Below are 23,525 nucleotides of genomic sequence, written 5' to 3' on the forward strand. Positions count from 1 at the left end.
TTCGCTGTGATCACGTTGGATCTATACCTTGCACGATAGACCTCCGCTGCCTACAATGGAATAACGAAAACTTTAATTTAGTTTAACGTTTTTATATGCACTTAAGCGGAAACGATCGAGAGCGTCATGAGCAATCAGCAGTATTCGTGGGATAGTTACCGTGCCTTCGTTGCGGTGATGGAGACGGGCAGTCTATCAGCAGCGGGACGTCAGCTTGGCACCACCGCACCGACCATCACCCGCCATATCGAAGGACTTGAGGCCGCACTGGGTGTGACGCTGTTTTCACGGTCCAGCACTGGACTGCAAGCGACGCATGCGGCGCTCGCGCTCGCACCGCAAATCCAGCAGATGGTCACCGCAGAGGCGGCTGTACGGCGTCTGGCCTCGGCAGAAGGTGACTCCGAGCGGGGTGTGATTCGCCTGACCGCCAGTGAGATTGTCGGCACTGAAGTTTTACCCAGACTACTAGCAAGCTTTAGTCAGCACTATCCAGAGATCATCATTGAACTGTCATTGACCAACCGACAAGAGGACTTGCTGCGCCGCGATTCGGACATTGCCGTGCGTATGGTGCGACCCGTGCAAGAGTCACTGGTTGCCAAGAAAATCGGCAATGCAGGCGTCGGACTCTATGCCCATCAGGACTATGTGGCTCGGCAGGGCAATCCAACCAGCCTTGCTGAACTCGGGCAGCATCCGATTATTGGCTTTGACCGCCGTCCTTCCATCAGCGGTCAAACCTCTTTGGGCGTGATGAATCGTGAGTTATTTCGTTTTCGCTCAGACAGCGATGTGGCCCAACTTGCCATGCTGCGTGCAGGCGTGGGCATCGGTGGTTGTCAGCATCGTATCGCTGTGCGCACGCCTGAGCTAGTGCCTATCCTGGGTGGGCAGACTATTTTCACTATGGAGATATGGCTGGTCATGCACCGTGACCTGCGGCAGGTCAAGCGGGTGCGCTTGCTTTTTGATTGGCTGAGTGATGGGCTTAAAGCCTATGTGGGATAGATCTAAATAGACCTTAAGCGGACTTGTCCCCCCTCGCTGCAGCTCATATCTGCACGCGAAGGGTGAGGGTTTTGAGCTACCATTGTTCACGCTTATTTGAAGGCATCAAAAAGTGTATTCTTCAGTCGTGTGATTAACGAAAAATGTGGCTTGAGTGGTGGTCCACAGTCTTGTACATGGGCCGAGCCAACCATCGTACCGCCTATGTCGCCAAAGGCAGATTGCCACCTTTGATCCGGCGATTTATAGTCGCAACTCACCCCCGTCATCGACTTTGCGAATGTCGCGCAGCGGCTACGACATTGTTTGGCAAGCGCAGCTTGCCGATCAGCACAGCTCATGTTCGTTCGCTGATCTTCCGCCCTGCCTGCAGCGTCTTCGAACAGACATCCCACAAACTGCGCACTGCCCGTCAGGGATGCCATGCAATTATTCGTGACTACATCATTCTCAGCTTGAGTCCCTGGTATGGGAACACATGGAGGTGGAGGGGGGACACTCGGTGGCCCTACACCGGAGGACCCTGTACCCCCACTACTGCCACTATTGGAACCGTTGGCCCCCGAGCTGCAAGTCCATGACGGGCAGCTTCTCTGATTCGTGCCTATGGTGACACAGCGGTTGCTGTCTTGGACGCAGCCTGCTGGGCAACAGATTTGCGCACTGGCTGTTGATCCACCGAGGCTTGCGAAAACCAGAATGAATATCCAAAGAAGGTATCGCTGTCCTCTAAGCTGAGTCAGAGGAATTGGTAAGACGCGCTTGTCCATTATTGTTCTCCTTGTGGGGGTAACGCTTTAGGCAATCAAGGATAAGAACTCATACGATCGCATGAATAGAATAGTAGTACAAAATTTAACCAATTGCGATAAAATATATTTCTCATTTCAAAACTTGCAAAAGAAAAAACCGACATCAATGGTCGGTTTTTAAATGGTAATACCCGTTATCTCGATGTGTTGATTAATGACTGATTAAACCATCCTCAATATCCAGTTTGATAGGCGAACTCAGGGATTACTTTGCTCCAAGTCCCTCAGTAATATAGACCTGAAACGCAGCACCTTCCAGACGGGTCTTACTGGCTTCCTGATACTCGGGGCTGTGATACCAGTTGGACGCTGCCTCATAGGAGGGGAACTCGAGAATCAAGACATCATCAACTGGGTCACCCTCAAGGACTTCAAAAGGGCCATTGGCGGCGAGCAATTTTGTGGGGTGGTTTTTGAACGTACTACCGACCCCTTGTTTATATTCAGCCAATTTCTCTGGGTTGAGTTTTTTTTCGCGAATAAAAATGACGTAAGCCACCATGCTGTTTCTACCTGATATGAACGGGTGAAGGAGGGCTGAGCGTGGCAGAAGCCACATCATGAAGTAAAGAGACAGACACAAAAAGCCCGCATAACAATACGGGCTTTTCAGATAGCGATACAATCGCGATGTGATCAGTAGCTCAGCTTAAAACGATGTGGGGATGCTGGTTTGTTGCTTTAAGAATGCGTCCAGTTTTGCAGTGTCAAAGCTACCAAAGCCTGTCGCCGCATCCCAGCCAGCCACTGCGGTATAGCCCGGTGTGGTGCCTGAGCCATTGTTGCCTGAGGTCACATCATGCAGAAGTCCTGCATTGGCGGATTTGGAGAAGTATGAATAAAACGCAGCGGCTGGGAAGGGCAATGAATTAGTATTGTTGGACTGCAAGCGCGCCCAGAGTCCAGCAAAAATTGGTGCGGCAAGGCTAGTGCCACCCCATTGTTGAATCGCGCCGTTGACATAGACCTTTACGCCGCTGTTGGGGTCTGCATCAAAAGCAACATCGGGTAGACCGCGCCAAGTTGATGATGCTGTTATACCACTTTGCCATGCTGGTGCTGCTTCAATTTTACTATAGCCACCGCCGGTAGCGCCAAGCACTCTTTTGGTCAAGCCCTGATTCCACACCACTTCACTGCTATACGCTGTGGTGCCAGTGGTAAACAGAGCGGTACCGCCAACGGCAATCACATACGGCGAAACCGCAGGCGATGACACGGTATAGTTACTGGTCGGCTTACCGCCATTACATTCAAAGGCACCCGAGTCGCCACTGGAAATCGAGAAGGTCTGACCTTGGGTAATGGCTTGTTTAAAGATGGCATCGTTGACGGCAATCGTATCCCCTGTTTCACATTCACCAAAAGAACCATCAATAACCTTGGCGAGATTATCCGTTACTGCGCGGTTCATGGCATTGGTCACGTTGGCATTGGTCGGTGAGTCTGGTGAGGTATAGAAAATAATCTTTTGAATCGCGCCACCAGCGGCACCCAAAATCGTCTGGCTATCCATGTCCCACTCAGCATCGGTCAGGGTATAGCTGTCTGAAGCAGAACCGGTTTTAACCACGGATGTCGCGACCGCCCCTAAGCCATTGGCCGTGGTGTAGGTGCTTAGATCCTTGACCGCACCTGTGCCATCTCCCCACATCACGACTGCTGCTGTGGTATTGGTTGCTTTAGGTAATGAGGCTGCATCGTAAATAGTGGCGAAGTCCAGTGGGTTATGTCCAACTTTGGCGGGAGTCGCGTTTGTTGTCGAACCGGATTTTGCATTGGTGGCGATGACTTGATGGCTGAACGTGCGATAGACGTTTGCCGTATCCAGCCCCAGTACTGTTTCTACGATACCGCTTAGAGATTGTGGCACCTGCGCATCAGTGCTGTTGGCAAAGACATGATGTCCATCTTTCTCAAAGCTTTTGAGTTTAGTGTTAAAAGCACTATTTGCATGGGCAGCCGTACCTGTAGCGGTCACCAGCAGATGATTTGGCGAGACGGTGATATGGGTGTAGCCAGATTTCTTGAGGTAACTCACCACTTTATCAACTTGTGCTTGTGAGGGACCAAACTGCTGAGTGAATTGTGCGGGGGTGAGGTACTGGCGTGCAGTACCGGAGAGATAATAAGACACCAGCTTATCCAACTGTGCCTCATTCTGGAGTTTGAGGCTCAAGGTGATGGGCACGGCGGTTGTTGCTGTGATATCGGACACTGCAGCGGTTGTCGCTCCTGCTATCGCCGTAGTTGCACTTGGGGTAGCCCAGTCAAAATGTTGAAACGCATGCGTCTTGGTCGATACCCAAGGCTCTGACGCCTGTGCGGATAGGGAGACTAAAACGACAGAGACCATCGATGACAAGAGCGTCACACGACGCACCGCAACAGCAGAAAACAGATCCGAAACTTGCATAGAAAACTCCATGATTGAGAAACGACAGCTGGCTTTAAGATGGATTTTGAATGACTGGGCAGCGCCCAATTTATTCATAGGGCATACAACATGATATTCATGATGCTGCGTATTCATATTTAAGGGACAAACATCCAATAATGCTTGAACGTCGAATATAGGTTTAAGATTTATAATTAATTGTATTTCTTGTGTAATTGAGGAAATAATAAATTTTCTTTTATTACATTTCATTTTTAAGACTGGGTTGTCGCTATAGGTGCTAGAGATGATGTTGTAAGTTCTGGTTGGTGTAAAATATTTTAAGTTATGTAAAACAATATATTACTTTTATTTTTTGGTTTAATTTATGGCAAATATAGTCACTGATCCCAGCAGCTCTTATTGAGATTTCATCGTTTTGTTTTTTGAATCTTGTGATGAATTATGCGTTTTATAATCCGTGGACTATATGAGTTTTATTATGAGTAAACCTGAAAATATATTAAGTGAGATATAGGTCGTTAATTTTAATTATTTTTGTTATGTGTAGATTATATGTAGGTTATGTGGATTTTATTCAAATTTGATTTAGGTGACTTTACAAAGTGAGCGTTTGCTTAAACCATGTTGAGTGCTCAGTCTGTGAGCATTGCCCTGATCCCAACCGCCTAGAGCGGTCGGTCAGGATTGGACGCACAAAAGTGTTTAAAGCTTAAAAACGCAGTTTCTTCAGTCCACGTGCCACACCATCTTGCAGTGCCGCTTTGATGATTGGACCAATAAACGGTACCCGACCTTTAAAGGTAATGGTGTATTCCAGACGGGTACGCTTGCCATCCAGATCAACAAACTTCATCACGCCGCGATGCTCCTTGATTGGTGCGATACCGCTGGTGATTGCGTATTCAATCAGCTCGTTTTCACGGTAGACCTGATTGGTCTCTACGAAAGACGGGGTTAACGGAATAGATAGTTTACGTGCTGAACCCACGCCATTGCGTGCATCTTTGCCATCGTTTAAACGGGTGACTTTGGCTGGGGCAAAGATTTTGCTCAAGTTCTCATGTTCGCTCAATGTCGCAAAGACTTTTGCCACTGGTGCATCAAATTCATGGACCACATACACTTTTTGGGTTTTCAGCATTGTTCTTCTCCGTTATTCGCATAGTCTTGTTAATGAGGCTTGTAGAATCGATCAATTGACAATTATTGTTGTCAATTGATCGATTCTAGCATAAGACGATGACGGGCAAGCGGGATCTTGATGCGATCTTGCCACTTTATAGGGCGATGGCTCAGAAAGCGCTTTGAGCAATGCGGTTACGCGCGTCACGGATATGCCTCCCTGATACTATCGAATGAGCATGTGGGTGGATCAGGCGACTGACATCGCTCTGTCTTAAGCGCATCAATGAGCGAGTATGTATTTACAGTTTTTAGTGCGATTTAAATGCGGATACCCCCTGCTAAGCCCCGATGTTTCTGTGCTAATCTCGGAGGTCTTGGGGAGAGGCTATGAAAAGATTTGTTTTACTGAGTATGTTGATTTTGGCGTGCAGCATGAGTGCGAGTGCCCATGCGGGTGTCTATGCCCAGCGGTTGGTCGGCTGTCTGCTGAAGGAAGCGACTCCGCAAGACAAACAAGTGTTTATTCAGCGTTTCTTTCTGGTCTTCTCCCCGACCAAGCAGCTTAAGGATCTGGTGAATGTCAGTGATCGTAAGCGTCATGAGATTACCGATGAGTTTAGTAAAGTCTTTAACCGACTCTTCACTGTCTCCTGCCAAACTCAGACTGAAGATGCTGTGAATTTTGAAGGCAAAGCCTCTCTGGGTTTGGCTGGTCAGGCTTTAGGTCGTGCAGCGATCAAAGAATTTTTTTCTGATCCGAATATCAATAAAGGACTCATCGAAGTTGGGCAGGAAGTGAATAAAGTTCAAACCTCGAACCCGCAGGTCTTCGATGCGACGCCCGATTTTGCGCCATTGGTTGCTCAGTAAAAGAAACCTCACGCATCTATCGTTTAGGAAAGTGACGCTTCACAAAAAAGCCCACCATCGCGTGGGTTTTTTTATGGGCGCTATCGAAGATCGGTGAGCGGATCAGCTCAAACGTGTGTCTTGAAGGACAGGTAGATCAGAAATGCAATACAAAGGATCAGAATGGCCAAGCAGGCGTATAAATAATTAAACATTGGCATATAGGGTGTGAAAGTGTGATTAAGTTATCACTTTTGATTTCAAATGAACATAGGTTTAATCGTAACTTGCTTGGGTGATTATTTGATATCCATTTAATCTTTCAGCATAAATCTATTCGACACACTCCCGTTAATCGACCAAAAATCTTAGAACCGTTCGCTACGACTCACCCATCAATGATGCTTTCCGCAATGCCTACTCTTCATTTTGTATTTTTTTTGCACATTTCATTTGACAAACTATCTTAAGATATATATCTTTCAATATATCTTAAGATATAAAAGGAGATACCCATGCATTCCCATTCTCGTTTTTCACGTCAACACGGCGCCCGTGGTTTTTCTATTCATCAGCTCTGGCATGCGATCGGTCATGGTCGCCGTGGCGGCGGTGACCGCTTTCAGGGTGGCCCAGGAGGCTTTGGCGGAGGGGGCGGCTTCGGTGGATTTGGAGGCGGTGAGGGAGACGGTATGCCACGCGGCCGAAAATTTACCACTGCTGACTTACAGCTCATGCTCTTGGCATTGATTGAAGAGCAACCCAGCCACGGTTATGAACTTATTAAGGCATTGGAAACCCGCTCCAATGGTTTTTATGCCCCCAGTCCCGGTATGGTTTATCCGGCATTGACCTATCTGGAAGAGCTGGGCTATGTCACCGTTCAACTGGAAGGTAACCGTAAACGCTATGAACTGGCGGACTTGGGTCGTGAGAATCTGGAGAGCAACCGCGCGCATGTCGAGCTGATGTTTGCCAAGCTGGTACATATCGCGCGCAAGATGGATTCAGTACGCCGTGCCTTCTCCGGTGAGGAACCCGCCGATATCAGTGAAGGCGGCTGGTTGCCTGAATTGATCACCGCACGCCGTGCGCTTAAGCACGCGCTGCTCCTGCGCAGTAATGTGCCTGCCGACGAGCAACGCCGTATTGCTGCCATCTTGGCGCGTGCAACAGCCGAGATTGAAGGTCAGAGTGAAAAGGGCAGTGCAGAGTAAAAAAAGCACTGCGCTGTATCACCCGCTAAGTATTGATTCACCATGCATCCAGAGAAATACATTGGAGTCGTATAGATGTCAAATACCCCTGATTTGAGCGTTACCCGCGTACGCCACCCGTTGAAATTCCGTTTGCTCGAAGCAACCCGTGTGCAAGCGCTAACGCCACATTTGATTCGTGTCACCTTCACGGGAGAGGACTTAAGTGACTTTGAATCGGCATCTTTTGATGACCATATCAAAGTCTTTTTTCCCACAGGCACCGAGCCTCTGGTCATGCCAAGCATGGGACCCGATGGTCTGGTGTTCCCCGCAGGGCCTAGACCTGTCGCCCGCGATTTTACGCCGCGTCGTTTTGATCGCGCTGCGCGTGAGCTGGATATCGAATTCGCCATCCATGAAGCCGGCCCCGCCGCGACATGGGCGAAGCAAGCACAAGTTGGACAGTCTCTAGGCGTCGGTGGTCCACGCGGCTCACTGGTGATCCCCACGGGTTTTGACTGGCAGGTGCTGATCGGGGATGACACCGCACTTCCCGCCATTGCGCGTCGTCTCAGCGAACTCCCTGCGGGCACCCGCGTGACTGCGATTTTGGAAGTGGCCGATGCTTCAGGTCATCTTGAGTTTGACACCCAAGCCGAACTGACCACGATCTGGTGTTATCGCAGTGCTTCGGTGTTTGAGAGCAATGCGCTCTTGCAGGCCGCGCGTGAGCTAGAGTTACCCGCAGGCGAAGGCTATGTCTGGGCAGCCGGCGAGGCCAGCGCCATGCGCGCTATCCGAGACCACTTCCGCAGCGAACGTGGCATAGATAAATCCCGCCTGCGGATTGCCAGTTATTGGAAACACGGCGACGCCGCTGTGCACGAAAATCTAGAAGATTGACATCGGCAACATCGATGTCAGAATCATTAAAAAAGGAATACGTCGATGTATAGCATCAGCACGACCCAAGAGCGCAGCCTGCTTTGGCTGCTTGCGCTCGTTCAATTTACCATCATCATGGACTTCATGGTCATGATGCCGCTCGGTCCGCAGTTGATGCATGCCTTTAACATTACCCCGGTTGCTTTTGCGACTGCGGTGTCGATGTACTCTTGGTGTTCAGGACTGTCTGGATTACTGGCGGCAACTTATATCGACCGCTTTGACCGTCGTCGCTTGCTGATGATTGCCTATGCACTATTTGCATTGTCCAATCTGATCTGTGCGCTTGCCAATAGCTATGAGCTGTTGTTGTTTGCCCGTGCGTTTGCCGGCATTACCGGAGGCATGTTGGGCTCAGTCGTCATGGCGATTGTCAGTGATGTGATTCCCGCGCAGCGGCGCGGTGCGGCCATGGGTATCATCATGACCGCGTTCTCACTGGCTGCAATCGCTGGTGTGCCTGCAGGTGTTTTACTCGGTGCGCACTTTAGCTGGGCAGCGCCGTTCGTCCTTTTGGTGGTGTTGTCGGGATTGGTCTGGATTGCCGCCATCAAGGTTGTGCCCTCACTGACCGAGCATCTCAAACAGAACCCACCAGTACTGAGTGAAGTGCTACCGAACCTATGGCGTTTGTTTAGCAATGCGCGACATCTCAACGCCTTTGCCTTTACCTTCACCATGATGGCATCACAGATGATGGTGATCCCGTTCATCTCCCCTGTGCTGGTCGCCAATCATGGTGTGGCGCCTGCGCAGTTGTCGTGGATCTATATGGCGGGTGGGGCTGCGACCTTCTTCACATCGCGTGTGGTCGGGCGACTGGCAGATCGCTATGGCAACAAACGCGTGTTTCGGATTGCCGTCATCTTGTCTGCATTCCCGATTCTGTTTGTCACCCATATGCCTGCACTGCCGTTTATCCTGATCGTGCTGTTTTTCCCTTTCTTTATGGTCACCGTGTCTGGACGCATCATCCCGATGCAGGCGCTTTTGACGACCGTGCCAGAGCCTGCCCATCGCGGCGCGTTCTTGAGTGCCAATAGTGCCATTCAAGCCCTCGGTACAGGCTGCGGTGCATGGCTCGGTGGATTGATGCTGTCGAATACAGCGACAGGTCAGATCGAAGGCTATGGCATGGTGGGCTGGGCTGCAGTGGGACTTGCGATCTTGGCTATGCTATGGATTGATCATGTCCGAGGTACGCGGGTTCCGGTGCAAGCGACAAAGCCACTGGAGACAGAGGCCGCGGGGTGAGGTGTTGTGGCACATGCGAAATTCTAACTTGAGTTTTCTCAATCCTTCGCCCTATTATGGCAGATTCGGGAATCAATCTAGCTTAGGGCTTCATATGGAGATTGGAATGCAAAAACTATCGGGCACATATGATAGTGATGCAGCAGGACTTCCTCGCGGACGGACCAGTTTATCTTCGGAGGAAACGAAAGAAGCTCAATACCGACGCCTGCTACGCGCCAGTATTTCTGCGTTCGCCGAACTGGGCTATGCCGCAACGACCATCAACGATATCGTGAGTCGTGCCCGTGTATCACGGCAAGCGTTCTATAAGCTATTTGAAACCAAAGAAGACTGCTTCCTTGCCGCCGAGCAAATGGGTAGAGCGGCATTATTCTCGGGTATCATCGCATCTATGGACCGTGAGCATAATACGACGAATGACTTGTGGATTCGTGCGCCAATTCGGACTTATTTACGTATCTGTAGCGAAGAACCTGAATTCACTAAAGCGTGGATTATAGAATTTCCCAATGCCAGTGCACGTACATTGGCACGGAGAAACGCTTTTTTTATTGAACTGGCTGCTTTTCTTCGGGAAGCACATCGATTGGCAAAAGCCAAGCAGCCAGAATCTTGGCTTCTCGTCCCTGATACGCTCTATGAGGCAGTGGTTGGCGGTGCACATGAGATGATTTTTCGTTGTGTGAGTCAATCACGGTTTGGGGATATAACGGCACTGGAAGACACCATCATTACGTTTACCTTAAATGCACTGGGTTATCGCCCAGATTCAGAGTCTTCTGTTATCAAATAATTAACTCATACTAAGCTTAACATATGTACTTTTTGCGCATGTGCTGATGAGCCGCGTCTTCATTTCATGTTGACTTCAATATGTCTGATATAGTACAAAAGAACTATACAGTTCTTTTGTACTAATCTGATGGTCCTCTTACTTTATCTTTAGGTAGGCGCGTCCATCTGTATCTGACCAACTCTTGGAGTCTTGCTCATCATGCCGATCACCATGAATTCTGTACCAAAGGTCAAATCGTCCTTTCCCGTGCGCAATATCAAATTTAATTTCGAGTCCTCGCCGCGTTATTGGTTTGATCATGACCCGTTATTTTCGCATTTGCTCAATGGCCTATCGGGTATTTTTCCTCAAGGGGAGCTGTTCCTCATTACGACATTACGTACTGTGCGGCAAGGGATTAAGGATTCGCAGTTGCAAGCCGATATCAGTGCATTTATAGGGCAAGAGGCAATGCATTCCAAAGAGCACACGGCGTTTAACCGCTATGCTGATCAGCATGATATTGATATTGAGACGCTCGAGCGGCAGATGAAGCGGTTTTATACCCTCATGGATCGTATCTTACCCGCGATGCATCGAATGGCGATTGGCTGTGCGATTGAACATTGCACGGCAACGTTGGGGGCTGAATTACTCCGTAGCGATGACTGGCATCAACGGATGGTTGGTCCATTGCGGGAGTTATGGGTTTGGCATGCGCTCGAAGAAAATGAACACAAAGCAGTATTCTTTGATGCGTATCAAGCTGCGGGCGGTGGCTATTTAAAGCGTGTGACGTGGATGGCGATTAGCGGCAGTGTTCTGGTGGGTCTTGCCATACATAATTGTGTGCGTTTGTTGCATGCTGATCAAAAATTACTGTCAAGACAACATCTCAAATCCATCGCAAAGGGATTTCATCCTAGAACAGGGATATTTAATCTCTCTGTTATGAACGGATTTATTGATTATTTTTACCCTTCATTTCACCCCTTCGATCATGATACCCAGCAACTTGAGCAGCATTGGCGGCAACAATTACAGCTTAAATCCACGTGAAACTTATGTAGAGTAAATCAAAGAGACAGGGGCAAGCCTCTTCGATTCATCTTTTTTAACAGAACTTTAAAGTCCCATAGCAGTTACGCGTTGGCGATTGTCCTAAGTCCACGGGATCGAGATTGATGGGTATCGTCAGCAGATTTCCAACCACCTGAAGCACATCAATCGGAATGTATTGCGAAATTTGCAGATTATTGACTTGCAGGTTCGGCAGGTTAATCCACCAGCCTTTCTCAGCGCCTGTGGTGGGATAAGTCCCATCACCTTTTTGCCATTTGATGGACTGATTTTGTAGTGACAGCGAAACGTCTTTAGACGGAATCGTGCCTGCTGCATCACCTGCTAAGACTAATTGATGCGCTGCTCTTAAGGGTTCTCCATAGATATTGATATTATTGAGCGTAATCCCTAAGGGCAGGTTAATGACCCCCAGAATCGATACCCCTGTCGTTACTGCGGTTAGGCCTGTGATATCTAGACTGTTTCCCCGTATGACGTGATATTGCTTACTATAATCATTCAGGTTAGCCGTCACAGGTGCAACGCAGAGCGTGAGTAGGGTAGCACAAGCATTGGTAATCTTGGCGTTGGTGATATTCAAACCAATATCACCGCTCAGACTATTGATCCCCGTATCATCACTCAGGTTACTGGTATTCGGGTTCTCCCCGATAGAGAGCATTCCCAGCACGCCTTGAGCACCAAAACGAATCCCGGCCACCGAGCGTGTCGCCAACTGCGTTGGATTTTGGATCGCGATTTGCAAAAATGGATTGGTCAGGGTTGCGTCTGAATCTGCATAGGTGCCACTGGCACCGGGGTTCACACCGCTTAAACGTGCATGGGTCAAGTCGATATCGCATCCGGGCCCATTGACTCCGCCGCAGCCGAGTTGCAAATGCTCAATATTGGCGTTTAAGTCGACTTTGCCCTCTAAACCCAAAGTAAAAAAGCCTATATTGGCATTAGGGTTAGCGCCACCAGTTGGAATATAGTTGGTATAAAAAGCGGCTTGCCCAGAGACTTCTCTTAATGATTCGTCATCCAAGACTTGCTGCGCATAAACACTGCATGTGCCGAGATAAAAAGTGATGAGGCCGAGAATAGATGCTGAATATTTCATGATATTTCAAATCCATTTGTTTTTTATGATCAGTCCATATGATGAATTTACCTATTTTCTAAAAGGTAAAATCTGCATTTAAGTCACTGTTACATTTTAATAATTATGGTAGAACAGTTAGTCGATTAGTAAATAATTATTTCGCACATTAACTTTAAATAATTATTTTAAATTACAGTTAGTTACCATGAATCTATGTATATATTTTATTAATTCTTCATGGCATCACTATACTGACGACTTAAATCACCGTACCCTTGTTATCAAATGTATACAAGTATGCATTTCGGTACACTTTGACGTTGGGTCGGCGGGGTAAATATTAAATAGTCATTTTTTATTTAATATTGAACGAGATATGGCTAGATATTTTAAATGTTTTGTTTTGTGTGTGGATTGTACGGTTTATATAATGCGGCGCTTGGATTAACATTTTTGCGGAGTTTAAATTATGCAAAAAAAAGCCTTTATCTCGGCTAATGGCGATAAAGGTTTTTTTTATAGCGAATTGAACATATAGAGGATCCCAAGATCGTGTTAAACGATCCGTGTCCTCATGTCGCTAGAGATGAACATGCAGCCAGTGATCACTGGAGGGGGCGACACCCGTCCACGCGCCTTCACCTGATAGGCCCAAGACCATCAGTTTCTCACCGTTTTTTAAAGCGGGGACGAGTTCGGCATGGATGCTACCTGCATCGCCATCATGCTTGATAATCCATTTGGCGCTTTGATACTTAAAGGTCTGGGTGGAGAGTTGCTCAATCGCCTCCGCGATCACTGAGTCATCGCGATGAGGCAAAAGCTCGGCGCTAATCAGATAGGTTTTCATATCCTTGCTCACCTCTTTCATTGTTTATGGGAAGACGGCACCCGCTTAAAAACTGAGCGGAAGATCAGCATACTGGGATCTTTAAAAAAAGCTTAAAAAAAAGCCTGCGTTTTGTAAGCAGGCTTTGCAATGTTGCTGGGGTGTTATTCACTCAGGCCTCGTGACACACCGCTTCGATATTATGCCCATCGGCATCATGAATAAAGGCGGCATAGTAATGGGCATGATAGTGTGGGCGCAGGCCGGGTGCACCGTTGTCTGTGCCTTGTGCAGCCAGAGCGGCTTTGTGAAAGGCATCGACAATCGCACGGCTCTTGACCCGAAAGGCCACATGGATCGACTGACCCGGTGTGCCACGGCTAATCCAGAAGTCGGGCTTCCCGTCTTCACCAAACCCTGCCACATCGGTATGTCCGGTGACGGAGGCGGGAAATTCCAACAGCAGTTCATAGCCGATGGCTTTTAAGGTGTCCTGATAGAACTTTTTGCTGGCTTCAAAATCATGAACAATAATCTCAGTATGATCGATCATTTCTGCGTTCCTTCTTGATGAGGTGAAGTGATTGTGCTGCTTGAGCATAGCAAAACTTTAAAATTCTGAGCATGTTTTAATCGGGAAGGTTTACTTAAAGCCAAAGAATATAAAAAAAGCCCCATGCATCAGCATGGGGCTTTTAATCAGAAGCAATGTTAATCATTCACCTTATGGTGTGACCGCTTTCGCTTTGATATAGGCGTTCAGATTTGAGATATCGATACTCCCAAAGCCAGTCACGGCATCCCAACCAGCTTTCGCTGAATAACCAGTGTACGTGGTGCCATAGCCATTGTTACCAGAGGTCACGTCATGGACTAAGGGCGATGTTACCGTAGTGTCAGTGAAGTATTTATAGAAAGTTGATGCAGGGAAACCCAACGCGTTTTTGTTGTCTGACTGCAGGCGTGCATAGAGCCCTGCAAAGATCGGCGAAGCCAGACTGGTTCCACCCACCTGATTCTTATACGTCACACCATTAATCACTTGAGTAGTGCTGCCATTGATATACAAGATTGCGCCACTGGTTTGGGCGGCATCAAAAGCGATATCAGGGATTCCACGGAAGGTAGAAGTACCGATGATAGTTTTTTGCCAAGTCGGAGCTGTTTCACTCTTACTGTAGCCACCGCCTGTCGCCCATAAGCGCTTGGTTGAATCTGTCGAGCTGGCAGCAGCAGTGCCTTCATTCCAGACCTTCTCACTGCTATACGCACCGGCATTGGTAAACAACGCTGTTCCGCCCACTGAAATCACATAGGGAGAGTTGGTGGGTGCAGAGACCGTATAGTGATTGGTATACGGTTTGCCAGGGTAGCCGGTAGGTGTGGTGCTACATTGATAGGCTCCAGCATCTCCACTAGAGATTGAGAAAGTTTGTCCTTGAGCCACGGCTTGTTTAAAGATATTGTCGTTGGCAGTTTGTACGCTGGAGGCATCGGCATCCGATTCGCACCATCCCAGCGACACATTCACGATGAGTGCTTTAGGAGTTTTATCCGTATTGATATCCGTTACAGCTGCGTTAAAGGCTCCAGTCAGGGCATCAAAAAAAGCTAGATTGGTTGTTGCGTCATCTGGTGCGGTATAGAAGATCAGACTTTTAACACCGCCAGAAGCCCCGATAATGGATTGGCTGTCAAGGTTCCACTCTGTAGGGTCGCCTGAAGAATAAGTATCGTTGAAAGGATCTGTCCCCGTTTTGACTACGGATGTCGTTACGGCGGTTAAAGTATTTTTTGTCGTGAAGGTTTTTAGATCGCTGAGCGTTTGCGTCAAATCGCCCCAGGTAATGATCCCGACAGAGACATTGGTTGCTGCAGGTGTGGTTCCTACATGGTAGATGGCTGGAAACTCAGTCGGATTGTGACCTGTTTCAACGGGTGTAGTGGCTGCTGCTGCATTGCTCAGACCGCCAGCAACGGTAGATGTCACAGGCACAGGCAACGATTTGTGGAAGGTATGGGCCGTGACTACATTTTGTAGACCCAATACGGTTTGTACGACACCGCTGAGTGACTGTGGAACTTGCGCATCAGTACTGTTGGCATACACGTTGCGACCATCAGCCGCTTTAAAGCCTTTCAAGGTCGTGTTAAACCCAGTATGTACAGTACCTGCCGTACCATTGGCCGTGACAAAGAGGCGGTTTGGGGCAACTTTAATATTGGTAAATCCAGCTTTGGTCAAATGCTTGACCACTAGATCGACTTGTTGTTGGGTCGGACTATAGAGCTCTTTAAATTTATCTGGAGTGAGGAATTGGCGTGCAGCGCCAGATTGGATAAAGCTGATGTCTTTATCGAGTTGTGCTTCATTTCTTAGTGCAAGTCCTACCGTAACATGGATTGCTTTGGTGCTTGCGATATCCTTGGCGACTGCCGCTGCCGTATTTGCGGTTAATCCTGTCGTAGGTTGAGATACAGCTGATGAGTTAATCAAGGGCAAGAATGCTTTGGTTTTGGTAGAAACCCAGCCTTCCGCACCATATACCGATGACGTCACAGCAATGGATAATGCTGTTGTGGCAAACAAGATACCGCGAGCCTTGGTGAGGCTTTTAGGTGTATTCAATTGCATGAAAATCTCCAGAATTACTGTTATTAAAGTTTGAATGTCTTCAGTCAGAAGTTTTCTAATCTGAAGCATTTTTATTCGTTAAAAAAACAGCTGACGGTGCAGAGCATCGTGTCCACAGCGCATCATGGGTCGGAATAGCCTCTCATACCAACCACATCGCCATACCGCACATCTACATCGTTTGTGGCGACTCTTGTGCTGCTGGCGATGGGTCATTTAACCGCTTTGGATATCTGCGAATCTATATACAGTCTGAGATATTTATATCGATTTATTTATAAAAATATTACTCATAACTGAAATATAAATGTTGATATTTCAATCAGCTTTATCGCTGGATTACTATTTAGCAATTAATATGCCATTTATTACCTTTTGGTAAAAATAATTAAATGAGTACGATGAACTGCGCTTTAAAGCAGATAGAAGGGCGAGCTTGCTTGAGTGTAGACGTGTGATGGTAAATAGGCCGATTTGTTGTGTGTTTATGAAAAAAATATTAATAAAATCATAATTTTGTTTTTTTATGATAGTAGGGTGTCTTGCGATGAAGTCGCGTCAGAGATGGTCTCTAAGCACGTTTAAAACGTGTCTATATTGATGCTGGTTTTCGTTTTTTTCTAACGGGTACGTGGTATTCATCTCGCATATATTATCGATATATATTATTTTTATGCTTCGTCCACCTATTATGTATATTTGATTGACATGTTATGTAGATTGTGTGGACGTATTATGTTTGTACTGTAAGTAGAATGCGACTCTTAAATGGGGTACTATTATTTTAGTTATTTTAATGGAGGGCATTGCTCGATTTTTTAGCAATTGCTGCTGCTGGCGCAGCAATTCATCAGCAGTTGTCTTATTCCATTCATATGCCAATGATAATATAGAGCTTCCACCGCGCGTGGATGGGAATCTGCAAGGAATGCGGATACTTAAAAGAAGTTTTTTGCGGTTACGGTGTGGCTCAAAAAAGTGAGGCAGTAAGAAAGTCGATATCACCCAGAAAACACCCGCATTTTGGAATGAATTTTGAATGTTTATCCAAGCGGAAAAACACGTGATGATTTGATCCTTCAAGGAAGAACTGGAGAGAATTAGGTGGTTTTATGGCTGAAAAAGGTTCGATGTTAACACTAGGGCAGCGCCTCTCTGCGGGAGATTCCTTACTCTCCCCATTGGGAAACTTTCGTCTGCTTATGCAGTTAAATGGCAATCTGGTGATTTACGCCAGATCCAATCAAAGTGTCGTCTGGCAGTCGCACACGACTGGTGCAGGCAATTGGGCATTGCTGCAAAGTGATGGCAATTTTGTGGTCTATGATCCCGCAGGCAGCCTGCCGATGTGGAACTCAGAAACCGGGCGTGTCAACGTTTCAGCAGAGCGCTTTATCGCCCTGCAGGATGATAGCAATCTGGTGATATATGATCCTTTGCTGGCTCCAGTCTGGAGTAGCTTGGGTGGTTCAATACTTTAATTGAGTCATGTACAGGGTCAGAAAACTGCTTAAGCCCGCTGATCCCTGACCTATACATTGTCCCTGCGTGTCACGCCAAGAGTGATGCAGACCCGCCATGGTGCGTCGCGGCCTCGGTTTTGACCACGCCGAGCTGCTGGCGTCGTTTGCGGATTTGTGAGGTGGGCTTATGCAGCACATCCGCCAGCAGTGCAAAGGGCAAGTTCGCATTTTCTTTCAGAAAAAGATCATCCGCTTCACACCAGAAACTGGCATCGAAATGCCGAGAGAGTACTTTCACTGTATTCATGATTGTCATCCTTGAGCAACGTGATTAAAAAAAGTACAGCGAAAATATAAAAGCATGAACTATGCCAGAAGTCAAAATAAAACCATATAATTCATTATTTTGTGACGTATTTTGCATTTTTTAGCGATGTCTTTGACCCAGTGGACTGTCTTTGCAGCAAGCCAATCGCCTTAAATTAGCTGGCATGTAGGCATATTGTTATCTATAATGAAGCGTTAGACCAATTGGTCAAAAAATAACAATAGGGAGGTTACCTCTCTCTATTGTTTTGACTGCGTAAAATACCTTATTACTCCTCAATCATGGATCGATCTCTTATGAGAATGACATCTCTTTCTGTCGCTATTGTTTTGGCGACACTTCCGGCGACCAGTATTTTTGCTGCTGCACTTGACCGTTCCGGTCAGTCCATCGGCGCGTTTTTGCAAAAAGGCAATTATGCCGAAGCGGGCTTCACCGTGCTCGACCCGACTGTTTCAGGTCGCGACAATGGCGGCAATGGCACGGGCGACATGGCGAACACCTATCGCTTCCCTGCGTTTGCGCTCAAGCTACAACCGTTTGAACAGTTCTCGTTTGGCTTAATCTTTGATGAGCCGTTTGGCGCGGATGCTAGCTACTCGGGTAACAGCAACTTTGTGGCTAAGCCAACTGATAAGGTACTGGGTTCATTGCCGATCACCACTGGCAGTTTGAAAGCGGGCATCGATGGCGGTACGCGTGTACAAGTTGAGAGCCGTGACTACACTGCGATCTTTGGTTATCAACCGACCAAAAACTTCAACTTCTACGGTGGTGTGGTGTATCAGGAGCTACGCGGTAAAGTGGACCTACGCGGTTCAACTTACAGCTTGTTTAACGGCTATAGCGCCAACATTAAACAAAACAATGCTTATGGCTGGTTGGCGGGTTTTGCCTATGAAATTCCAGAAATTGCTCTGAAAACCTCGATTACCTATCGCTCTGAAATTGAACATGAAGTTCAGGCTGATGAAACGACACCACTGATCAATGCCATTCAGAGCATCCCTGCGGCTCAGTTGGGCGGTATTTTAAGCCTTGTTCCAGCAGCACAACGTGCAGCGATTGCTGGTGCATTGGGTAAAGCCAAAGGTATCAATACCAACGCGTCTGGCGATACCAAAATCACCACCCCGCAGTCAGTCAACTTAGACTTCCAGACTGGCATCATGGCGGACACAGTAGCATTTGCCAACGTGCGCTGGGTCAACTGGAAGAGCTTCGCGATCCGCCCTTATCAGTTTGGTCAAGTGGCAGGTGCCGTATCACCAATCTTGGGTAAAGGCGGTTATGCTGGTGGCTTTAACCTCGTGGACTACGCCAAAGACCAATGGTCTGCAAACTTAGGCTTAGGTCGTAAATTCAATGATCAATTCTCAGGTACCGCTTCTGTGGGCTGGGACAGTGGTGCAGGTAATCCGATCACCACCCTTGGACCAACCGATGGTTATTGGAATGTGGGTCTAGGTCTACGCTATAGCCCTGTGAAAGACTGGGATATCTCGACTGGGATCAAATACTTCTGGTTGGGCGATGCTAAAGCAGAAACTGGCGCGCATTCGGTACCGGGTAATGAAGCCGCCAGCTATGCGGGTGACTTCAAAGACGGTCACGCGATTGCTTACGGCTTTAAAGTGGGTTATCACTTCTAAGCTGCTTCGCACCTAAGCAAGTTCAACAAAAATGGCAATCTTCGGATTGCCATTTTTTATGGGTGGAAGATAAGGCCGAAAAAAGGGAAGTCTACCGAATTCATCTGATCGGTTCCGATTGAAGCATTCCGCAATAATGTTATGAGGTTGCGGGTACTGGAACCTTAGCTCTAGGCGGATTCACGTGTAGAAAATAGATGTTCTGCAGACCCAGTACCGCATCCACAGTATCTGCCAAAGATTGCGGCACTTGAGCATCCTTGGTATTGGCATAGACTTGTCGCCCGTCTTTGGCGGTGAATTGTTGTAAGGGGGTGTTGAATGCGGTTTGGACATTTTCCGCCGTGCCTTCTGCATTAATCAACAAACGATTCGGCGCGATGCTGATGTTGTGAAAACCAGACTTTTTGAGATAGTCGCTGACTTGATCCGCCTGCTGCTGGGTCGGGCTGTATACTGCGGCAAATTGTGCAGGGGTTAGAAATGGATGCGGCGTACCATCCTCGATCTTTTTATTCAGTTGTTCTTCATTGCGTAATTTAAGCGCCACGGTGATGTGGACAGGGGTATCGTTTGCAACGATCGTTGTGGTTTTGGGCAGTGCCGCAAAAGCCCGGGTATGGGTAGAGACCCAAGCTTCATCTGCATGCACCGAGACCGAAGCCGCAACCAGAACGCAGGCGGTAGCCAAGGTTTTCAGCGGTGAAACATTGAAAGGGTGTTGTGTTGCTAAAGATCGCATGATGATATCTGTGCCCAAGCTGTATGGATGCTTCCTTAAGTATCGGACACTTAAGCGTCATAGGGAATACACTTTTGTTTGGATTTAATGGGGTGTACTGTAATGACTCACTTTGTTCGATCAACACTTTTTAACATTTCGCCCATTGCACCGTCCGGTCAAAACTTTTAACGTATTCGTGTTGATGCAGGTTCCCAGCTATCTTGCTTGCGGGATAGGCTGGGTGTGGTACGTGCATCAACACCTATTTGCTTTTCATAACAATCTTCTCGATACGCATCTCACATCGCACGCCTATTTGCGATCAGGTCTTGATGCTGATCATGACCTTTTGTCACGCGATCTATTTGGTGAGCAATCTCATGACCCATTCTCCATTACGTCGCACTCTGTTATTGGCTGGCGTGGCGTTCCCTTTTGTGAGTTTCACCGCACGAGTTCATGCCGCAGACACTCCCTCTGACACACTCACTCAAGAATTGACGGCGTTAGAAGCCAGTAGTAAAGGCCGCTTGGGCCTTGCACTGATTAACACCGGTACGGGTCAGGAGTTTCAATATCGCGGTGATGAGCGCTTTCCGTTTTGCAGTACTTTTAAGCTGATGCTGGCGTCTGCGGTGCTAAAGAAGAGCATGACTCAAGCGGGACTGCTGACTCAGCATATCGCCTATGGCGAAGATGATCTTTTGTCCTATGCCCCGATCACCCGTAAAAATCTAGTGCAGGGCATGAGTGTCTCGGAGCTCTGTGCAGCGGCCTTGCAATACAGTGACAATACCGCCGCTAATTTGCTGATCAAACAAATTGGTGGACTAGAGGCGGTGAATCACTTTTCCCAGAGTCTGGGGGATCGTGACTTTAGATTGGATCGCTTCGAGCCAGACCTCAATAGCGCACTACCATTTGATATCCGCGATACCACCACACCGAAAGCCATGGCAAACAGCCTGAAGAAAATTGCACTGGGCAACAGCATCCTCGCGCCAAACCTGCGTGCGCAATTGATCACGTGGATCAAAGGCAATACCACCGGCGATGCCACCATCCGTGCCGGTGCGCCCCGCGGCTGGGCAGTGGGGGATAAAACGGGCAGCGGTAATTACGGCACCACCAATGATATCGGGCTACTCTGGCCACCCTCAGGTGATCCCGTGGTGCTAACGATCTACTTTACCCAGCTTAAAAAAGATGCTGATAACCGCCGTGATGTGTTGGCGGCTGCAACCAAATTGGCGCTTTCGCATTACCCTGATTATTCTTGAGGCGTCTTTTGTTCAATGCCCATAAAAAAAGCCACCTTCATGGGGTGGCTTTTTTTATGGGCTCCCAGATATCACAATCTGGGTGACTTGCAGGCGATCAGAACTTAAAGTTTAAGTTGGTGATGCTACTTGATGTGATATTGATCGGTGTGGTTTGAACCGCGCCAGTCACTGTTTCATCTGCTTCGATCTGATACTGTCCAGCGGCGTTTCCATCAGAAGTCAAGGCAATCGGCAGGCTGCTGCTATAGGTACCCACATAGGTCGGCATACCCGCTGGCAGGGTGAATGAGAAGCTGCCATTGGTGACCATCGAGGCGATTTCATAGGTTCCGCCATTCACCGTTTGCAGCACCCGCACCAAAATACCATCGCTGGCCGAGGTTGCACTACCGCTAGCGATCTGGATGCCTGAAGCTGGTGTAGAGATTGGAGCCGCAGCTGTGGAGACGGTTGTATCTGCATTTGCAGTGACGGGGACCGCACGAATGATTGCATCGGCGTAGCCTTTATCTACGACCACTACATCGTAATTGCCATTAACACTACTTTGAACAAGCGGGGCGAGCGTGAAGCTGCCATCGGTGTTGACTACCGTGCCTTTAATTACGTGTCCATTTTGTTCAGCATAAACCGTAGCACCCACTTCATTAGGGGAGACGTAGCCTTTGATTCGGCCACTGACTACCACAGGGGTCGCTGTCACCACAGGCTTCAAGCTATAAGAGCCATTGCCTTTCTGTACGATTGAACGGCAAGCATCAAAGTCCAGAACCAAATCGGTTAAGGTATTGGGTTGAACTGTGAAGTTCCCGATAACTTTATAGCCACTCTGTGTCGCGCTTGGTGTTGAGAGCGCAACTTCGGTACCATCCGCGCCTGAAGCTGTGGTCGGAACCACGGTATTGGCATTCGCAACCAGCACCAGACGAATCTGCTGGTATTGTCCTGCGGACAGCGGGAATTGTCCCAACTGTTGCAGCACACCATTGGTTAAAGAAAGTAAGTCGATGCGCTGCGGCGTGGCCAAGGTGAGGGTTTGCCAACCTGCATCATTATCACCCGCAGTTGCACTGCCATTGACGCGGATTTGTTGAACGGTTACCCAAACATGGTTAAAACCACAAGATGGGTTATCGGTGATTGCGACATTCACCGTTCCTGAGTTGCTCGCTGGTGCATCATTGCCGCCCCCGCCGCCTCCGCACGCTGTTAAAGCAAGAGCCGCTGCAACCAGCGTCGCTGGGAATAAAATTTTCATGATTCTTCTCATCCTTTGTTTTTCAGTATTTAGCGAGCGGAGGGTAAGTCTCATCAGAAAAAAGAAGAAGTAACAATTTGTATCAACTGTAAAATGTTTGAAACAAAAATTTCCTAATATATTGAAAAAATTATAAATAATGGAGTGTGTCGATGCGTTAAGATGACGAAAATGTAATCTTATATGCGATGTTTAGCCATTATGGTATGGATAGATCATCGAAAATGGAACAAATGAGTTGATCAAAAATTGGCATTACCTTAAACACGAGGGGTTCTATCATGAAGTATTTATTTGCGGTTTTACTCACGATGGTTTCCGTACCTGCTTTTGCTGTAGGACATCATTACCACCATCACTATGCGTATCATGGTAGTCATCATGGCAGCGGTTATGTCCATGAAAAAGCACATGGCGATCACGGCTCAGATGTCCATAGTCTTGGACATGGGCACAAGTAATGGGATTAAAAAAACCGCTCAACATGAGCGGTTTTTATATTGGAATCAGCAATTGCCTTTTTTGGCTTGTCCCGGTGGGCAGAAGCCACGACCGCCACCATCATGACCGCCGCCGTCATGATCTCTATCCACCACCACACCGCCTGGGATTACAACATCACCAAATGGTGTATAAGCGGCACAGCCGACCATCCAAGTACTGATCGCCAATACCAAAAACATTTTAGTGATTTTCATAGATTGCCTTAAGCTAACGTAGGATTGGTCATTTAAGTCTATATGAGTCTAGTCAATTATATATCACGACATGTATGAGCTTATCGTTTGAGACGATAAGCTCCATAGCGATGA

23 protein-coding genes are annotated in these 23,525 nt (G+C 47.8%); 11 read left to right on the forward strand and 12 right to left on the reverse strand.

Annotated features, from left to right (window positions below; all coding sequences use genetic code 11):
* Nucleotides 1-126: 126 nt before the first annotated feature.
* Nucleotides 127-1,011 carry a LysR family transcriptional regulator gene (locus ACLHG7_RS07040; protein WP_410210326.1) on the forward strand — a complete coding sequence of 295 codons (885 nt, stop codon included), beginning with the start codon at nucleotides 127-129 and terminating at the stop codon, nucleotides 1,009-1,011.
* A 92-nt stretch (nucleotides 1,012-1,103) separates the two neighbouring features.
* Here the strand turns inward: ACLHG7_RS07040 and ACLHG7_RS07045 are convergent, their stop codons facing one another.
* The 4 genes from ACLHG7_RS07045 to ACLHG7_RS07060 all read right to left on the reverse strand — a co-directional run bounded on the left by ACLHG7_RS07045 (nucleotide 1,104) and on the right by ACLHG7_RS07060 (nucleotide 5,365).
* The gene (locus ACLHG7_RS07045; RefSeq protein WP_410210327.1) at nucleotides 1,104-1,781 is read right to left on the reverse strand and encodes a hypothetical protein; all 678 of its coding nucleotides are present in this window, start codon (nucleotides 1,779-1,781) and stop codon (nucleotides 1,104-1,106) included.
* A 247-nt stretch (nucleotides 1,782-2,028) separates the two neighbouring features.
* Nucleotides 2,029-2,325, reverse strand: a complete 297-nt coding sequence (locus ACLHG7_RS07050) for a DUF1330 domain-containing protein (RefSeq protein WP_410210328.1) — start codon at nucleotides 2,323-2,325, stop codon at nucleotides 2,029-2,031.
* 147 nt (nucleotides 2,326-2,472) lie between these two features.
* On the reverse strand, nucleotides 2,473-4,239 hold the full coding sequence (locus ACLHG7_RS07055) for a protease pro-enzyme activation domain-containing protein (RefSeq protein ID WP_410210329.1): 1,767 nt from the start codon (nucleotides 4,237-4,239) through the stop codon (nucleotides 2,473-2,475).
* 694 nt (nucleotides 4,240-4,933) lie between these two features.
* On the reverse strand, nucleotides 4,934-5,365 hold the full coding sequence (locus ACLHG7_RS07060) for an SRPBCC family protein (protein ID WP_410210330.1): 432 nt from the start codon (nucleotides 5,363-5,365) through the stop codon (nucleotides 4,934-4,936).
* A 416-nt stretch (nucleotides 5,366-5,781) separates the two neighbouring features.
* On the opposite strand from ACLHG7_RS07060, the gene ACLHG7_RS07065 reads away from it, so the two are divergent.
* The 6 genes from ACLHG7_RS07065 to ACLHG7_RS07090 all read left to right on the forward strand — a co-directional run bounded on the left by ACLHG7_RS07065 (nucleotide 5,782) and on the right by ACLHG7_RS07090 (nucleotide 11,433).
* The gene (locus ACLHG7_RS07065; RefSeq protein ID WP_410210331.1) at nucleotides 5,782-6,219 is read left to right on the forward strand and encodes a hypothetical protein; all 438 of its coding nucleotides are present in this window, start codon (nucleotides 5,782-5,784) and stop codon (nucleotides 6,217-6,219) included.
* 494 nt (nucleotides 6,220-6,713) lie between these two features.
* Nucleotides 6,714-7,415: a PadR family transcriptional regulator gene (locus tag ACLHG7_RS07070; protein WP_410210332.1), complete on the forward strand. Its 702-nt coding sequence runs from the start codon at nucleotides 6,714-6,716 to the stop codon at nucleotides 7,413-7,415.
* 75 nt (nucleotides 7,416-7,490) lie between these two features.
* Nucleotides 7,491-8,300, forward strand: coding sequence for a siderophore-interacting protein (locus ACLHG7_RS07075; protein WP_410210333.1), 810 nt, complete (start codon nucleotides 7,491-7,493; stop codon nucleotides 8,298-8,300).
* A gap of 45 nt (nucleotides 8,301-8,345) precedes the next feature.
* Nucleotides 8,346-9,596, forward strand: coding sequence for an MFS transporter (locus ACLHG7_RS07080; protein WP_410210334.1), 1,251 nt, complete (start codon nucleotides 8,346-8,348; stop codon nucleotides 9,594-9,596).
* Between the two features lie 106 nt (nucleotides 9,597-9,702).
* On the forward strand, nucleotides 9,703-10,392 hold the full coding sequence (locus ACLHG7_RS07085) for a TetR/AcrR family transcriptional regulator (protein ID WP_410210335.1): 690 nt from the start codon (nucleotides 9,703-9,705) through the stop codon (nucleotides 10,390-10,392).
* A gap of 201 nt (nucleotides 10,393-10,593) precedes the next feature.
* Complete coding sequence (locus ACLHG7_RS07090; RefSeq protein WP_410210336.1) at nucleotides 10,594-11,433, forward strand: metal-dependent hydrolase; 840 nt, start codon at nucleotides 10,594-10,596, stop codon at nucleotides 11,431-11,433.
* Between the two features lie 55 nt (nucleotides 11,434-11,488).
* Here ACLHG7_RS07090 and ACLHG7_RS07095 read toward each other — a convergent pair whose 3' ends face one another.
* The 4 genes from ACLHG7_RS07095 to ACLHG7_RS07110 all read right to left on the reverse strand — a co-directional run bounded on the left by ACLHG7_RS07095 (nucleotide 11,489) and on the right by ACLHG7_RS07110 (nucleotide 16,005).
* Entirely contained in the window at nucleotides 11,489-12,559 is a 1,071-nt protein-coding gene (locus tag ACLHG7_RS07095) for a hypothetical protein (protein WP_410210337.1), read from the reverse strand.
* 562 nt (nucleotides 12,560-13,121) lie between these two features.
* Nucleotides 13,122-13,391, reverse strand: coding sequence for a hypothetical protein (locus tag ACLHG7_RS07100; protein WP_410210338.1), 270 nt, complete (start codon nucleotides 13,389-13,391; stop codon nucleotides 13,122-13,124).
* Between the two features lie 151 nt (nucleotides 13,392-13,542).
* Nucleotides 13,543-13,923, reverse strand: coding sequence for a VOC family protein (locus ACLHG7_RS07105; RefSeq protein ID WP_410210339.1), 381 nt, complete (start codon nucleotides 13,921-13,923; stop codon nucleotides 13,543-13,545).
* 171 nt (nucleotides 13,924-14,094) lie between these two features.
* Entirely contained in the window at nucleotides 14,095-16,005 is a 1,911-nt protein-coding gene (locus ACLHG7_RS07110) for a protease pro-enzyme activation domain-containing protein (protein ID WP_410210340.1), read from the reverse strand.
* A 1,112-nt stretch (nucleotides 16,006-17,117) separates the two neighbouring features.
* On the opposite strand from ACLHG7_RS07110, the gene ACLHG7_RS07115 reads away from it, so the two are divergent.
* Nucleotides 17,118-17,486, forward strand: a complete 369-nt coding sequence (locus ACLHG7_RS07115; RefSeq protein WP_410210341.1) for a hypothetical protein — start codon at nucleotides 17,118-17,120, stop codon at nucleotides 17,484-17,486.
* A 70-nt stretch (nucleotides 17,487-17,556) separates the two neighbouring features.
* Here the strand turns inward: ACLHG7_RS07115 and ACLHG7_RS07120 are convergent, their stop codons facing one another.
* On the reverse strand, nucleotides 17,557-17,775 hold the full coding sequence (locus ACLHG7_RS07120) for a hypothetical protein (protein WP_410210342.1): 219 nt from the start codon (nucleotides 17,773-17,775) through the stop codon (nucleotides 17,557-17,559).
* A 317-nt stretch (nucleotides 17,776-18,092) separates the two neighbouring features.
* Here ACLHG7_RS07120 and ACLHG7_RS07125 point away from each other — a divergent pair, with 317 nt between their 5' ends.
* Entirely contained in the window at nucleotides 18,093-19,448 is a 1,356-nt protein-coding gene (locus ACLHG7_RS07125) for a transporter (RefSeq protein ID WP_410210343.1), read from the forward strand.
* Between the two features lie 139 nt (nucleotides 19,449-19,587).
* Here ACLHG7_RS07125 and ACLHG7_RS07130 read toward each other — a convergent pair whose 3' ends face one another.
* Entirely contained in the window at nucleotides 19,588-20,190 is a 603-nt protein-coding gene (locus tag ACLHG7_RS07130; RefSeq protein ID WP_410210344.1) for a protease pro-enzyme activation domain-containing protein, read from the reverse strand.
* Between the two features lie 362 nt (nucleotides 20,191-20,552).
* On the opposite strand from ACLHG7_RS07130, the gene bla reads away from it, so the two are divergent.
* Nucleotides 20,553-21,452 carry a class A beta-lactamase gene (gene bla, locus ACLHG7_RS07135; protein WP_410210345.1) on the forward strand — a complete coding sequence of 300 codons (900 nt, stop codon included), beginning with the start codon at nucleotides 20,553-20,555 and terminating at the stop codon, nucleotides 21,450-21,452.
* Nucleotides 21,453-21,549: 97 nt separating this feature from the next.
* Here bla and ACLHG7_RS07140 read toward each other — a convergent pair whose 3' ends face one another.
* Nucleotides 21,550-22,713 carry a DUF4382 domain-containing protein gene (locus tag ACLHG7_RS07140; RefSeq protein ID WP_410210346.1) on the reverse strand — a complete coding sequence of 388 codons (1,164 nt, stop codon included), beginning with the start codon at nucleotides 22,711-22,713 and terminating at the stop codon, nucleotides 21,550-21,552.
* Nucleotides 22,714-22,994: 281 nt separating this feature from the next.
* Between ACLHG7_RS07140 and ACLHG7_RS07145 the strand changes: the two genes are divergently transcribed.
* Nucleotides 22,995-23,174 (forward strand): hypothetical protein, encoded by a 180-nt coding sequence (locus ACLHG7_RS07145; protein ID WP_410210347.1) that lies wholly within the window; start codon nucleotides 22,995-22,997, stop codon nucleotides 23,172-23,174.
* A 45-nt stretch (nucleotides 23,175-23,219) separates the two neighbouring features.
* On the opposite strand, the gene ACLHG7_RS07150 is transcribed toward ACLHG7_RS07145, so the two are convergent.
* Nucleotides 23,220-23,411, reverse strand: coding sequence for a hypothetical protein (locus ACLHG7_RS07150; RefSeq protein WP_410210348.1), 192 nt, complete (start codon nucleotides 23,409-23,411; stop codon nucleotides 23,220-23,222).
* Nucleotides 23,412-23,525 lie beyond the last annotated feature (114 nt).

Origin of the sequence: Aquirhabdus sp. (assembly GCF_046462495.1) — a bacterium.
Lineage (GTDB): Bacteria > Pseudomonadota > Gammaproteobacteria > Pseudomonadales > Moraxellaceae > Aquirhabdus.

What these genes read in the sequence shown, in the direction of transcription:
- ACLHG7_RS07040 (WP_410210326.1), top strand. Translation starts at nt 127, where the DNA reads ATGAGCAATCAGCAGTATTCGTGGGATAGTTACCGTGCCTTCGTTGCG.
- ACLHG7_RS07045 (WP_410210327.1), bottom strand. Translation starts at nt 1,781, where the DNA reads ATGGACAAGCGCGTCTTACCAATTCCTCTGACTCAGCTTAGAGGACAG.
- ACLHG7_RS07050 (WP_410210328.1), bottom strand. Translation starts at nt 2,325, where the DNA reads ATGGTGGCTTACGTCATTTTTATTCGCGAAAAAAAACTCAACCCAGAG.
- ACLHG7_RS07055 (WP_410210329.1), bottom strand. Translation starts at nt 4,239, where the DNA reads ATGCAAGTTTCGGATCTGTTTTCTGCTGTTGCGGTGCGTCGTGTGACG.
- ACLHG7_RS07060 (WP_410210330.1), bottom strand. Translation starts at nt 5,365, where the DNA reads ATGCTGAAAACCCAAAAAGTGTATGTGGTCCATGAATTTGATGCACCA.
- ACLHG7_RS07065 (WP_410210331.1), top strand. Translation starts at nt 5,782, where the DNA reads ATGAGTGCGAGTGCCCATGCGGGTGTCTATGCCCAGCGGTTGGTCGGC.
- ACLHG7_RS07070 (WP_410210332.1), top strand. Translation starts at nt 6,714, where the DNA reads ATGCATTCCCATTCTCGTTTTTCACGTCAACACGGCGCCCGTGGTTTT.
- ACLHG7_RS07075 (WP_410210333.1), top strand. Translation starts at nt 7,491, where the DNA reads ATGTCAAATACCCCTGATTTGAGCGTTACCCGCGTACGCCACCCGTTG.
- ACLHG7_RS07080 (WP_410210334.1), top strand. Translation starts at nt 8,346, where the DNA reads ATGTATAGCATCAGCACGACCCAAGAGCGCAGCCTGCTTTGGCTGCTT.
- ACLHG7_RS07085 (WP_410210335.1), top strand. Translation starts at nt 9,703, where the DNA reads ATGCAAAAACTATCGGGCACATATGATAGTGATGCAGCAGGACTTCCT.
- ACLHG7_RS07090 (WP_410210336.1), top strand. Translation starts at nt 10,594, where the DNA reads ATGCCGATCACCATGAATTCTGTACCAAAGGTCAAATCGTCCTTTCCC.
- ACLHG7_RS07095 (WP_410210337.1), bottom strand. Translation starts at nt 12,559, where the DNA reads ATGAAATATTCAGCATCTATTCTCGGCCTCATCACTTTTTATCTCGGC.
- ACLHG7_RS07100 (WP_410210338.1), bottom strand. Translation starts at nt 13,391, where the DNA reads ATGAAAACCTATCTGATTAGCGCCGAGCTTTTGCCTCATCGCGATGAC.
- ACLHG7_RS07105 (WP_410210339.1), bottom strand. Translation starts at nt 13,923, where the DNA reads ATGATCGATCATACTGAGATTATTGTTCATGATTTTGAAGCCAGCAAA.
- ACLHG7_RS07110 (WP_410210340.1), bottom strand. Translation starts at nt 16,005, where the DNA reads ATGCAATTGAATACACCTAAAAGCCTCACCAAGGCTCGCGGTATCTTG.
- ACLHG7_RS07115 (WP_410210341.1), top strand. Translation starts at nt 17,118, where the DNA reads ATGGCTGAAAAAGGTTCGATGTTAACACTAGGGCAGCGCCTCTCTGCG.
- ACLHG7_RS07120 (WP_410210342.1), bottom strand. Translation starts at nt 17,775, where the DNA reads ATGAATACAGTGAAAGTACTCTCTCGGCATTTCGATGCCAGTTTCTGG.
- ACLHG7_RS07125 (WP_410210343.1), top strand. Translation starts at nt 18,093, where the DNA reads ATGAGAATGACATCTCTTTCTGTCGCTATTGTTTTGGCGACACTTCCG.
- ACLHG7_RS07130 (WP_410210344.1), bottom strand. Translation starts at nt 20,190, where the DNA reads ATGCGATCTTTAGCAACACAACACCCTTTCAATGTTTCACCGCTGAAA.
- bla (WP_410210345.1), top strand. Translation starts at nt 20,553, where the DNA reads ATGACCCATTCTCCATTACGTCGCACTCTGTTATTGGCTGGCGTGGCG.
- ACLHG7_RS07140 (WP_410210346.1), bottom strand. Translation starts at nt 22,713, where the DNA reads ATGAAAATTTTATTCCCAGCGACGCTGGTTGCAGCGGCTCTTGCTTTA.
- ACLHG7_RS07145 (WP_410210347.1), top strand. Translation starts at nt 22,995, where the DNA reads ATGAAGTATTTATTTGCGGTTTTACTCACGATGGTTTCCGTACCTGCT.
- ACLHG7_RS07150 (WP_410210348.1), bottom strand. Translation starts at nt 23,411, where the DNA reads ATGAAAATCACTAAAATGTTTTTGGTATTGGCGATCAGTACTTGGATG.